Source organism: Caproiciproducens sp. MSJ-32 (genome assembly GCF_018918055.1).
Taxonomy (GTDB): domain Bacteria; phylum Bacillota; class Clostridia; order Clostridiales; family Clostridiaceae; genus Clostridium.
In genome coordinates this window covers 1-12,134 of record NZ_JAHLPS010000084.1, presented here as the reverse complement: position 1 = coordinate 12,134, position 12,134 = coordinate 1, and the positions used below count along the sequence as shown (strand labels likewise).

Genomic DNA, 12,134 nt, shown 5'->3' with positions numbered 1-12,134 from the left:
TACTAAAATATTATTAGTTACTGAAGTTATAATAGTCCATCTTATCTTAGATAAAATCCAGGCAATTAAATTTATTATTATTAAAGCTGCTCCTATTATCATTAAACCTTCTACATTTTTATTAACAACATAGTTATCTATTGCTATTTCTAACAATAAAGGATTTATTATCCCACATATCATAACAATAATCATCAATAAAATTACTATAAAAGATTTTAACTTATAGGGTTTAAGGTACTCTAATAACTTTAGGACTATTTCAGTTTTACTCCTTCTAATCACTTCTTCGTCTTTATTTATTAAATTACTCTCCAAGTTATATTACCTCCTTTTCTAGAAGATCAAAATCTTTATATTGACTGCAGTAGATATCATAATATTTGCCCTTTAGCTTTAATAATTCCTCATGAGTTCCTTTTTCCTTTATTTCTCCATTTTCAAGATATATAATCATATCCGCATTTTTCACAGCTGAAATTCTATGGGCAATAATAAAGGTTGTACTATTATTTTCCCTTTCGGATAAATTCTTTAGTAATCTATGCTCTGTTTCCATATCTAATGCAGATGTAGCATCATCTAAAATTAATATTTTTGCCTTTCTTACTAAGGCCCTAGTGATTGAAATTCTTTGTTTCTGACCTCCTGATAATCCTATACCCCTTTCTCCAACTTCTGTATTAAAACCATAATCTAACTTTTCTATAAACTCTAAGGCACAGGCTAAACCAGCAGCTTTACGAATTTCTTCTTCTGCTGCATTTTCATTACTAAATTTAATGTTATTCATAATAGTATCTGAAAATAAAAAGGTATCTTGAGGAACAATAGACATATTTTTTCTTAAAAACTCTAAATCATAATCCCTAATATCTACATTATCAATTTTTATGCTTCCCTCAGTTAGCTCATAGTATCTTCCTATTAAATTAACCAATGTAGATTTACCTGATCCTGTAGTTCCCATTATTGCAACTGTGCTTCCTGCCTTAATCTCTAAATTTATATTTTTTAAAACAAGCTCCTCCTTATACTTAAAAGAAACATTATCAAAAATTATATCACCTTTTATAGAATCAGCTTTATAAGCTTCCTTCTTACTTTTAATTTCAGGCTCTCTATCCATGATTTCAAAGATTTTTTCTGCTGAAGCATTATTTCTTGAAAGTATATCTATTAATTCTCCTAACATTCTCATTGGCCATATCAAGTTCCATATGTAGCCGCTAAAAGCCACTAAAACTCCTATAGTTACTTCTTCCTTCATAACAAGGAAACCGCCAAAAACTATCATAATAACTAAGGATATATTTGTTAAAAATTCTATAGGGGGAAAATAATTACCTATTATTTTTCCCTGTTTCATATTTAAATCATAGTAAATCCTATTCATCTTTAAGAACTTATTAATTTCATACTTTTCCCTTGAAAAAGCCTTTACCAGCCTTACACCAGCAATATTTTCTTGAGCTGTAGTATTTATTTTTGCAGTTTGATCGCTTATTTCTTCATAAGATTTTCCAAAATCTTTTTCTAATTTTATTCCTATAAAGCCAATTGGTATCATTATAATAAAACAGGCTAAAGCTAATTTAAAATTTAATGCAAATAAGATTATAGTTGAAACTACAAAGTATATAGCATTTTCTACAAACAACCTAAGCCCAAAGGCTACTGTCTGCCATATATTTTCAACGTCTTCTCCTATTCTAGACATAAGTTCTCCAGTATTCATATTATCAAAATACTTAAACTCTAATTTTTGAATATGGTTAAAAAGATCATTTTTAATATCTTCATGAACTCTAACACTTAATAAATCGTAAAGAAATTCCTTTCCATATCCAAGAATTGCTTTTATTATTGTTATTAGTAAAATGCCTATTAAAGAACTTTTTATTATATTATAATTCCCCTTAATAATACCCTCATCTATAAATATCTGTTGCAGATAAGGCATGAATAAATCAACACCAATTACAACAAGCATAGAAATAGTTCCAAGTATTAAAAAACACTTATATCTTGCAACATATTTAAGTATTCTTGTCATAAAACTTCCCCCTTCTGTAATTTAAATTTTAATTTTCTCTTTTATTTCTTAAACATCCCCATCATCCTTTCTTGAAAAACAAAAAGACCATGGTTAACCACAGCCTCTGAATTATTTAATTAAATTTAAATAAAACAAAGGCCAAGTTATTAATAACCCTGGCCTACTATTTTTCATACAATTATTAGATTCTAAAATTAGATAAAAGACAAATGCATAAATTTTAAAGACTAAAATTTACGCCCTGAGGTAGGATTATTAATAATATTTTTATATTCAATTGTCTTATTTTGAATTAATAATACGAAATTAACTGTTAAGTTTTTCATTTTTCCTACCTCCTTTTTAAATTTATTTCTTAATTTTTCTTTTCCAGTATATTCCCAACTTTTTTATTTGTCAACAACTTTTTTATTTATTTCTTATTAGCTTATGATACTTCTAATTTTTCTTTCCATTGATACTTCTCCTTAAATTAATATTATATTATACTAAAATTAGTATAAATTTGTTAATTAAGGATATAAATTATTGATTCCAAAAAATTTTATAACTAAGGAGGACTATAAATGATATCAGAAAAAATGAAAGAATACGTAAAAAGCAGTTCTGCAATTAGGGCAATGTTTGAAGAAGGAAAAAGACTTGCAGAAATTTATGGACCTGAAAATGTATATGATTTTAGTTTAGGGAATCCAAGTGTAGAAGCTCCAAAAGAAGTAAAAGAGGCAATTATTGATATATTAAACAATGAAGATTTAAATATGGTTCATGGATATATGAATAATTCAGGCTATGATGATGTTAGGGCTGCTATAGCAAATTCAATTAACAGTAAATTTGGAACTAAATTTACTGAAAAAAATATTATTATGACTGTAGGTGCAGCAGGAGGTCTTAATGTTATATTTAAAAGTTTATTAAACCCTGAAGATGAAGTGATTGTATTTGCACCATACTTTGGAGAATATAGAATGTATGCTGCTAATTATGATAGCAAGCTTGTAGTAGTATCTCCAAACACAGTAGATTTTCAACCTAATTTAGAAGAGTTTGAAGAAAAAATTACTAAGAAAACAAAGGCTGTTATTGTTAACTCACCTAATAATCCTACAGGGGTTGTCTATTCAGAAGAAACAATAATTAAATTAACTGAAATACTTAAGAAAAAACAAAAGGAATATGGAACAGAAATTTACCTTATTTCTGATGAGCCTTACAGGGAACTTGTTTATGATAGTATTGATGTTCCTTATTTGACAAAATATTATGATAACACTATTATAGGATATTCCTATAGCAAATCCTTATCACTTCCTGGTGAAAGAATAGGCTACCTTGTAATTCCAGATGAAGCAACAGATTCAGACTTAATTATCTCAGCTGCTAATGTTGCAACAAGAATTCTTGGTTTTGTTAATGCACCATCCTTATTCCAAAGAGTTATAGCAAAATGCTTAGATTCAGAGGTAGATGTTTCAATATATGAAAGAAATAGAAATTTACTATATAATAGTTTAGTTGAATATGGATATGAATGTGTAAAACCAGAAGGTGCCTTCTACCTTTTTGTTAAATCGCCTATAGAAGATGACATTGAATTCTGTAATCTAGCAAAGAAACATAATATTTTAATAGTTCCTGGAACTTCATTTGCGTGTCCAGGCTATGTCAGAATAGCTTATTGTGTATCCTATAATAGAATCGAAAGAGCACTGCCAGGATTTAAGAAGTTAATTGAAGAAATAAAAAATAATTAAAATTTAGGGAACTGCATTAATCAGTTCCCTTATTTTTTTATCTATTCTTCATTCATTATTCCTAATTTATCAAAAATTATAAAGGCTATGCCTAATATCATTGTTACTATAGTTGCAAGCCCCATACTCTTAAATTCTATAACACCTAAGGTTATCTTTATTCCACTTAAGCCTACAATAAAAATTACTGATGTAAGAATTAAATTTCTAGATTTTTATAATAATTCAATTAGTTCTTAATAAGAGCAAAAGGACCACTTCAATTATAAAGTGACCCTCCCCTTATTCCTTTAATCTTTTATTAATATGTTCAATAATTTTACATCTGTTAATGCCTCTAATCCATATTGAATATCTGCCTCTAGTGCAAATATTTCTCCTTCCCTTACTAGGGCTTCACTATCTTCATTATAAAGAACTTTTATTTCTCCCTCTATAATAATAAATAAAGATTCCATTTCATAATATTCCTTATCAATACTTTCTCCTTTAGCAAAGGAAAAAAATCTTAATTCATGCCTATCATTATCCACTAAGGCCTTACTAGCTATTTTACTGCCTGAATGGCTAACCATATCATTCATTTTTATAGCTTCGAAAGGTCTAATATTTCTTAAATACTTCATGTTATCAACTCTCTTTCACTACTATTAAAAGCATTTTCATATCTTCTTTTGCTGTTACTTGGTGTTGAATATTTGCTGGCATAACTACTACTTGACCTTCATGAGCTTCCATTACTTCATCACCAATTTTTACTGTTGCTACTCCTTTATGGATATAAATCATAGCATCTCCTTTCGCTGCATGAGGACCTACCCCTTCACCCTTTCCAAAGGCTAGAGCTGTAAGCCCTACTCCCTTCTTTTGTGCCATTGTAAGAGTTTCTATCTGCCCTTCCCTGCAGCTTACTAGGCTATCAAAATCTATTGCCTTTGCCTTTTCTATGTTTTTAATTAATTCTTCCACACCTATCATCTCCCTATCTTTTAATTTTTATTTTATAAAATATATTTTCAAAAAGTATTATAGCTTTCTAACAGCTTTAGTATAACAAATTATATAAAAATTATTATAAATTTACTGTGATTTAAATCACAAAATTTGTTTATCCTATAAAAAATTATTTAACCCCATTTATCTCTAATTGTTGTGATATTTAGAATACTATAAAAAGGTACTAAAGTTAATTCAGTACCTTCTATTAAAATCTATTCTCATCTCAAATTTCACTTAACTTCTTTATATAATCTTGTTATTTTTAAAGAATATTATTAATAAAATCTAGTATTTCGTTTTTATATTTATCATTATAATCTATCCATATTTCGGCATGTTCACTATCTTCAACAGTTACTAACTTTTTCTTATTATGAACAATAGACTTATATATATCTTCCCCCATAAAATAAGGTGTAACAAGGTCCTTTTTACTATTAAATATCAAAACAGGCACTTGTATTCATTTCTTCCATTTCAGTTTCTAGCATATATCTCATATTACTAATTGGACAATCTAATATGGCAAGGTCAACAAGTTCATTTATTTCTTCATCTCCTAAGGCTATACCAACTGTTGCCCCTCCAAAGGACATCCCCCAAAGGATTATTTTATTGTTTTTATTTTCATTCCTAACATATTTAATATAATCTCTTAAATCCTGACTTTCTAAATACCCAAAGGTAGTGTATTTTGCAGTATTTTCTCCTGAGCTTCTTTGATCATAGGCAATTACATTATATCCTTCATCTAAGAAAAATTCTGCAAAAGGATAAGTAGTTAATCTATTTCCCCCTAACCCATGAACTAGAATTACTATATCTCTGCTTCTATCTTTTTCTTTATTATCTTTAGCATAAATATAATCTGCAGGAATAATATGTCCATCTAAAGAAGATTCTAATTCTACTTTCTCAATTTCATAGCTTTTCTTAAATAGTTCTAAATCAAAATTATTTTCTTCCCAGTAGCTGATTTGTACTGTTGCTGTACTTTCATTGCTTACTAATTGTGTACTGCCTAAAAATACTTGATGTCCTATAAAGTATGATATCCCCAATGCTGCTAATAAAATAATTAATAGAAAAATTTTTTATGAAATGTAAAATAAAAAAGCACTAAATAATAGTGCTTTTTTATCTATATTAATAAATATTTTTACTAAAATATCTATCTCCCCTGTCAGGAAGTATAGTAACTATATTTCCTTTATCTATTTTTTCTGCAAGCTTTAGAGAAGCTGCTAGTGCTGCTCCTGAGGAACTTCCTACAATAAGCCCTTCTCTGCTGGCAGCTAACTTAACCATATCAAAGGCTTCCTTATCTGTTACCTTTATTACTTCATCTACCAAACTCATATCCATTGTATTTGGAATAAAGTTATTTCCTATACCTTCAATATCATAGCAGCCTTCAATTCCTCCCCCCATAGTAGAGCCTACAGGATCTAGAAGAATTGCTTTTATATTTTTATTTCTTTCCTTTAAATATTTTGCAACACCTGTAAAAGTTCCTCCACTTCCAGCTCCAGCAACAAAATAGTCAATTTTTCCTTCTAAATCCTCATATATTTCTGGACCTGTTGTTTCATAATGGGCAAGAGGATTTGCCATGTTTTCAAATTGCCTTAGACTAATTGAGTTTTCTGTTACTTCAAGGAGTTCCTCTGCTTTTTTTACAGCTCCAAGCATTCCATCTTCCCTCGGAGTATTTATTATCTTAGCTCCCAAAGCTCTCATTAAAGTTTGCTTTTCTATTGAAAACTTCTCTGGAACCACAAATATTATATTATAACCTTTATTTAAGGCAGCCATTGCTATCCCAAGTCCAGTATTCCCTGCTGTTGCTTCAATTATTGTATATCCTGCTTTTAAGCTCCCATCTTCTTCTGCCTTTTTTATCATATAAGTGCCTATTCTGTCTTTAACACTTCCTCCAGGATTATTACACTCAAGCTTGGCAAATATATTAACTCCTTCCTTAATATTTAAATTATTAAGTTTAATTATGGAAGTTTTTCCTATTAACTCTTGTATATTATCTAAATACTTCACTGCTAAAGCCTTCCTCCAATCCTTTTGCTGCATATTCCTTTGCAAGTTTTAAGGAGTGGTCTTTATAATTTCCACATTGAATTTCATTAGCTGCTGGAATTTCTTCCACTTCTAATATCTTCTTTAGAGCATAATTAAGAGCTTCTATTACTTTTTCAGCCTCTACATCTTCCCAAACTGTCATGTAAAATCCTGTTCTGCATCCCATTGGTGAAATATCAATAATATCTTCTAACTTTTCCCTCATAAAACCAGCTAATAAATGTTCTAGTGTATGAACTCCACTTATCTCCATTGCTCTTTTATTCGGCTGAACAAATCTTAAATCAAACTTTGATATAATATCTCCTAATCTTCCTTTTTGTGTTCCACATTTTCTTACATAAGGTGCCTTTACCTTTCTATGATCTAATTCAAAACTTTCTACCTTAACCATTTTATTTACTCTCCTTTAATGCATTTTCTATATCTTCTATTAAATCATCAGAATTTTCAATTCCAGCAGATAGCCTTATTAAATTATCAACTATTCCTATTGGTTCTCTAATTTCCTTTGGTATTGCTGCATGGGTCATTGAAGCTGGATGGCAGACTAAGGATTCAACTCCTCCTAAGCTTTCTGCAAAGGTGATTATTTTAAGGCTTTCAAAGAATTTTTTATAATCATATCCTTCCTTTAAAACAAAGGATATCATTCCACCATAGCCCTTAGCTTGTCTTGATTGAACCTCATAACCTGGATGTTCTTTAAAGCCTGGATAATATACCTTTTCTATTTCTTCCCTATCTCTTAAAAACTCTGCAATTTTCTTTGCATTTTCATTGTGTCTGTCCATTCTAACTGCAAGGGTTTTTATTCCCTTTATAAGCATAAAGGAATCAAAAGGTGATAATATCCCTCCTGTTGAATTTTGAATAAAATGAACTTTCTCTCCTAACTCCTTACTGTTAACAACAACTAAACCAGATACTGTATCACTATGTCCTCCAATATATTTGGTAGCACTATGAATAACAATATCAGCTCCAAGTTTAATTGGTTTTTGAAGATACGGGGTCATAAAAGTATTATCAACAATAGTTAATATTCCAAATTCCTTAGCTATCTTAGAAACTTCCGCTATATCAGTTACATCCATTAAAGGATTAGTTGGACTTTCTATGAAAATTGCTTTTACCCTTTCGTCAATATTTTTCCTTACTTCTTCTAAATTAGAAGTATTAACTATTTTATATTTAATTTCAAAATTCTTAAAAACCTTATCTATAACTCTAAAAGTTCCGCCATATAAATTATTTGAAATAATTATTTTATCTCCAGACTTAAAAAGAGATAATACTGCAGTAGTAGCTGCCATTCCAGAGGCAAAAGCAAAGCCTCTATAGCCTTCTTCAAGATCTGAAATTAATTTTTCTAAGGCTTCCCTTGTTGGATTTCCTGTTCTTGAATACTCATAGCCCTTATTTACTCCAAATTTGGGCTGCTTATAAGTTGATGTCTGATATATTGGTACATTTACTGCACCTGTTCTTTCATCTCCATCTATTCCTCCATGAATTAATAATGATTCTATTTTCATCTCCTCATCCTCCTATTATTATTTAGCTGCTTTTGCTATAAAGATACCAGTTTCAGTGTATTCTCCTTTACTAGAGTAACCTTTGCAGCTTAAGTCTGTATTTTCTATTTCAATATTTTTAAAACCTACTTCTTCTAACCAGTTTTTTATTTGCTCATTTGAAAAACCAAGCCATTCATCAAACATTTCCTCTCTTGCCCATTCTCCATCATGCTCTAAAACATCTGATATAATCACAGCTCCATCCTTCTTTAATACTCTATACATTTCTGCTATGGCTTTTTTTGCATCTTTTATATGATGAAGGGCCATATTAATAAAAACTGCATCCATTGATTCATCAAATAATGATATATTCTCAAGAGAAGACTTTATTAAATAAATATTTTTATAATTTTTTTCTAAAGAATTCTGCTTTAGCTGTCTTAGCATATTTATTGAATTATCTACCGAAAATACAATACTAGCTTCATTTGCTAAAGCTAAAGAAACAAAACCTGTTCCACATCCTAAATCGGCTACCGCTTTGTCTTTTATATTTATTTGGGATAAGAGTTTGTATTTTAGCCTTTCTTCAAAATACTCACTACGAATAACATTCCAATTTTCAGCTATAGAATCGAAGTATTGTACAGAATTCATATAAATCATCCTTTCTTTAAGAATTTTTAATTTTTTATAAATAAAAAACTCCTGCCCCTAAAACTTAGAGGCAGAAGTATACTTCCGCGGTTCCACTCTAATTATCTAAATAATACCTAGCTTAATAAGTAATTATTTAGACATCTCATTATTCAGGTGCTAACATACCCTAACGCTATAACGGGCGTTCCCGCTGAAGTCTACTATTATTTCGATTCAGGGCTCAGAGATGCACTTCAATTAATTTCCCCTTAAAACCTCTTCCACCCAAGGAGGTTTCTCTCTGTTAGCTTCCATTAATCTACTCTTCTCGTCATCGCCTACTTTTCCTATCGGATTACCTTATATTCATATTATATCATATTTCTATTTTTGTGTGATAGAATTTTAAATTTTTCTTTATTTTTATAAATCTATCAAAAATAAACCTATATAAAAATTAATTTTTAAAAATAATAAATAAAAAAAAGGTTGTTTTACACAACCTCTAACTATTTATGAAAAAAATCTTTTAAAAAATCCTTTTTTCTTCTTATCCTCTTCTTTATTTTCATTAAATTCTTCATTAGGAATATTTTCTTTTTTCTTTTCTTGTAATATTTCTCTAATTAATTCCTTCTGATCATAAGCCAAATCTTTTACTTTTCTGCTGGCTCCTTGTGAAGTAATTACTTCTCCGAATTGTTTTAGGGCTTCACTATAATTTCCTAATCTTCTATGTAATTCTCCTATTAAATACATAATAGTATATTTATCCATACTGTATATAGGAAAATCTTCATTAAAATATGCATCCTTAAATCCTAGTAAAGCTTGTTCTAAAAATAGCTTTTCGTTTTTTGTATCTTCTAACAGTCTATACATCCAAGCAATTTTTAAGCAATTTAATGCTTTTTTACTTGCCTTAGCTCCTATTACAGTATAGTTTAATAATGCAATCTTATATCTTTCTATTGCTATATTAACATCATAGACATCTGGATAATTTTTACCACGCCATTTATTAGATATTTCACTTAATACACGTTCTTTTTCAACTTCTTTTATTTTCTCAAAATCTGCCTTCATTGAAGCATAACCACATATATTACAAAGCCATACATCATAAAAATATGGATTTATACCTTTATATCTTATACATAAATCCTTGTCTTTTCCTTGTACCCTTGCAGCATTTGTTTTTACCACTCTAGCTTTAAATTTATTTTCACATACAGGACAAGTAACATTTTTGTCATAAAGCAAGTCTTCTTCCTTTACTTCTTCCTCTTTTACTTTATTACTTTCTTTATTTTCTTCCTCTTTTTTCTCATAAATATTTATATTATTTATCCCATCAAAGCCTAGACTTTCTAAATCTTTAAAAATATTATTATCCTTTCCCATAATAATTTTCCTTTCGTTAATAATATGCAAAATTATGCTTATATAAACATTCTATACTATCTTAAATTTTAAATGTAAGTTCCATTATATTTTAATTAATAAAAATATTGTCTAGCTTTACTTTAAATATTATTATTTACTCTTCTTTCATTAAAATATCTAAAGTATGGGCTCCTGCTCCTATTAAATCCTGTCTTTCACAAGTAGATAAATGATATTTCATAAAAATATCAAAAATCTCTTCATCCATAGAATTTAAAATAGGTCTCATATAATTAGCTGGTCCATCTGCTGAAACTATCTTAATCCTCTTTAAACCTGCTGCTTCATTTATTCTATTTATATCTTCAATTCGTACATAATCATATAAGTCTTCAGGCTCAGATATTACATGAAAATTTTCATCAACTTTTCCATTTTTAATACATTCTTTTATATTATTTTCTTTAAAACCATAGGTAAGTACACTATATTCATTCATACAGTAAGCAACTAATATTTTTCCACCTATCTTGGTTACTCTTTTTGCTTCTTCCAAGGCTCTAACCTTATCTTTAAACTCATATAAATGATACATTGGACCAAAAACTAAGGTTAAGTCAAAAGTATTATCCTTAAATCTAGCTAAATTTAAAGCATTTCCTTGATAGGCCTTCACACTGCTACCCTTGGATTTTAAGACTCCTAAATTATGTTTTACAAGCTCAACTGCTGTAACGTCATACCCCTCATTAGCTAAAGCTACTGAATATCTTCCTGTTCCAGCCCCAACATCTAATATTTTTAAGCTTTTATCATCATTTAAATATTCATGAATATATTTCATGGAAGTTATATATTCAACTTGTCCATGTTTTCTTGTTAATCTTTTATCTTCGCAAAATTTATTATAATATTTCTCTAATTGTACTGTCATTTCTCTTGTCTCCATCTATATAAAATTAAGTCATTTACACAATTTTATTTTATCAGAGAAATTTAAACTAGAAAACTAATAATATTTTTAAATTTATATTTATGAAATGAGTTGCTATTCTTTTTTGAAATAATTTAAAAGTTTAACGCCTAGAAATGGCAGGTATTCAAAAGAATTGTTAATTGCTAAGGATGAAATATACTCAGCTTTATAAATAATATTGTCCTACATAATGGATTTATGTCAATATAGTAGACACAAAAACTCAAATTTTTATGCAGTTTTTCTTAAAACATCTTCAAGCTGTTGAGGAGTCATATAACCGATACTGCTATGAAGCCTTTTTCTGTTGTACCAGGATTCTATACAAGCATTGTCATAGGGACATCCCTTGCCGCTAAAGGAATGAACTATATTATTTGTATGAAGATCCAAAACTGAAGCAAGATAGCACCATCCGTCTTTAAGTGTATAAATATAAGTTATATCAGTAACCCATTTTTCATTTATTGTAGTTGTTGAAAAATCTCTTTTCAAAACGTTTTCTTTAGCCGCTATTTTGCTTTTGGAAGAGTGAGGTCTGAATTTTTTGATAATTATGGATTTTATATTTAGTTTTTTCATAATCCTTTGGACTCTCTTAAGGCTTATGGCATGTTCTCTTTCTTCACGAATCACTTTATGTATTTTGGGAGCACCATAACGACCTTTACTATCTTTATAGATCTTCAGTATTTCTT

The 12,134-nt window shown here is 29.0% G+C and carries 13 protein-coding genes, 2 pseudogenes and 1 other annotated feature; of the genes and pseudogenes, 1 reads left to right on the top strand and 14 read right to left on the bottom strand.

Features of this window, described 5'->3' with window-relative positions; translation table 11 throughout:
- Both KQI16_RS09620 and KQI16_RS09615 read right to left on the bottom strand, forming a co-directional pair.
- Positions 1 to 318: pseudogene (locus tag KQI16_RS09620) on the bottom strand (ABC transporter ATP-binding protein); the annotation flags it as partial.
- A 1-nt stretch (position 319) separates the two neighbouring features.
- A complete protein-coding gene (locus tag KQI16_RS09615; protein WP_216433932.1) occupies positions 320 to 2,056 on the bottom strand; it encodes an ABC transporter ATP-binding protein in 1,737 nt (578 codons plus the stop codon).
- Positions 2,057 to 2,625: 569 nt separating this feature from the next.
- On the opposite strand from KQI16_RS09615, the gene KQI16_RS09610 reads away from it, so the two are divergent.
- Positions 2,626 to 3,816 carry a pyridoxal phosphate-dependent aminotransferase gene (locus KQI16_RS09610; protein WP_216433930.1) on the top strand — a complete coding sequence of 397 codons (1,191 nt, stop codon included), beginning with the start codon at positions 2,626 to 2,628 and terminating at the stop codon, positions 3,814 to 3,816.
- A 41-nt stretch (positions 3,817 to 3,857) separates the two neighbouring features.
- Here KQI16_RS09610 and KQI16_RS13070 read toward each other — a convergent pair.
- The 12 genes and pseudogenes from KQI16_RS13070 to KQI16_RS09560 form a co-directional block, all read right to left on the bottom strand.
- Positions 3,858 to 4,031, bottom strand: a pseudogene (locus KQI16_RS13070) (uracil permease); the annotation flags it as partial.
- A gap of 75 nt (positions 4,032 to 4,106) precedes the next feature.
- Positions 4,107 to 4,442 (bottom strand): cupin, encoded by a 336-nt coding sequence (locus tag KQI16_RS09605; RefSeq protein WP_216433928.1) that lies wholly within the window; start codon positions 4,440 to 4,442, stop codon positions 4,107 to 4,109.
- A 4-nt stretch (positions 4,443 to 4,446) separates the two neighbouring features.
- On the bottom strand, positions 4,447 to 4,785 hold the full coding sequence (locus tag KQI16_RS09600) for a cupin domain-containing protein (RefSeq protein ID WP_119865482.1): 339 nt from the start codon (positions 4,783 to 4,785) through the stop codon (positions 4,447 to 4,449).
- A 292-nt stretch (positions 4,786 to 5,077) separates the two neighbouring features.
- Positions 5,078 to 5,272, bottom strand: coding sequence for an alpha/beta hydrolase (locus tag KQI16_RS13065; RefSeq protein WP_286173038.1), 195 nt, complete (start codon positions 5,270 to 5,272; stop codon positions 5,078 to 5,080).
- Positions 5,253 to 5,876 carry an alpha/beta hydrolase gene (locus KQI16_RS09595; protein WP_286173037.1) on the bottom strand — a complete coding sequence of 208 codons (624 nt, stop codon included), beginning with the start codon at positions 5,874 to 5,876 and terminating at the stop codon, positions 5,253 to 5,255. Before KQI16_RS09595 ends, KQI16_RS13065 begins: the two co-directional genes overlap by 20 nt.
- Positions 5,877 to 5,961: 85 nt before the next feature.
- Positions 5,962 to 6,870 (bottom strand): PLP-dependent cysteine synthase family protein, encoded by a 909-nt coding sequence (locus tag KQI16_RS09590; RefSeq protein ID WP_216433926.1) that lies wholly within the window; start codon positions 6,868 to 6,870, stop codon positions 5,962 to 5,964.
- Entirely contained in the window at positions 6,854 to 7,306 is a 453-nt protein-coding gene (locus tag KQI16_RS09585) for an S-ribosylhomocysteine lyase (protein ID WP_216433924.1), read from the bottom strand. Before KQI16_RS09585 ends, KQI16_RS09590 begins: the two co-directional genes overlap by 17 nt.
- A gap of 1 nt (position 7,307) precedes the next feature.
- Positions 7,308 to 8,450, bottom strand: coding sequence for a trans-sulfuration enzyme family protein (locus tag KQI16_RS09580; protein WP_216433922.1), 1,143 nt, complete (start codon positions 8,448 to 8,450; stop codon positions 7,308 to 7,310).
- Between the two features lie 18 nt (positions 8,451 to 8,468).
- Positions 8,469 to 9,092 carry a class I SAM-dependent methyltransferase gene (locus KQI16_RS09575; RefSeq protein WP_119865487.1) on the bottom strand — a complete coding sequence of 208 codons (624 nt, stop codon included), beginning with the start codon at positions 9,090 to 9,092 and terminating at the stop codon, positions 8,469 to 8,471.
- Positions 9,093 to 9,155: 63 nt separating this feature from the next.
- Positions 9,156 to 9,418, bottom strand: a binding site (T-box leader).
- A 169-nt stretch (positions 9,419 to 9,587) separates the two neighbouring features.
- Positions 9,588 to 10,478 (bottom strand): DUF2225 domain-containing protein, encoded by an 891-nt coding sequence (locus KQI16_RS09570; protein WP_216433920.1) that lies wholly within the window; start codon positions 10,476 to 10,478, stop codon positions 9,588 to 9,590.
- A gap of 136 nt (positions 10,479 to 10,614) precedes the next feature.
- The gene (locus KQI16_RS09565) at positions 10,615 to 11,394 is read right to left on the bottom strand and encodes a class I SAM-dependent methyltransferase (RefSeq protein WP_216433919.1); all 780 of its coding nucleotides are present in this window, start codon (positions 11,392 to 11,394) and stop codon (positions 10,615 to 10,617) included.
- A 273-nt stretch (positions 11,395 to 11,667) separates the two neighbouring features.
- On the bottom strand, positions 11,668 to 12,134 hold a 467-nt coding region (locus tag KQI16_RS09560), incomplete at its 5' end, for an IS3 family transposase (protein ID WP_216433917.1).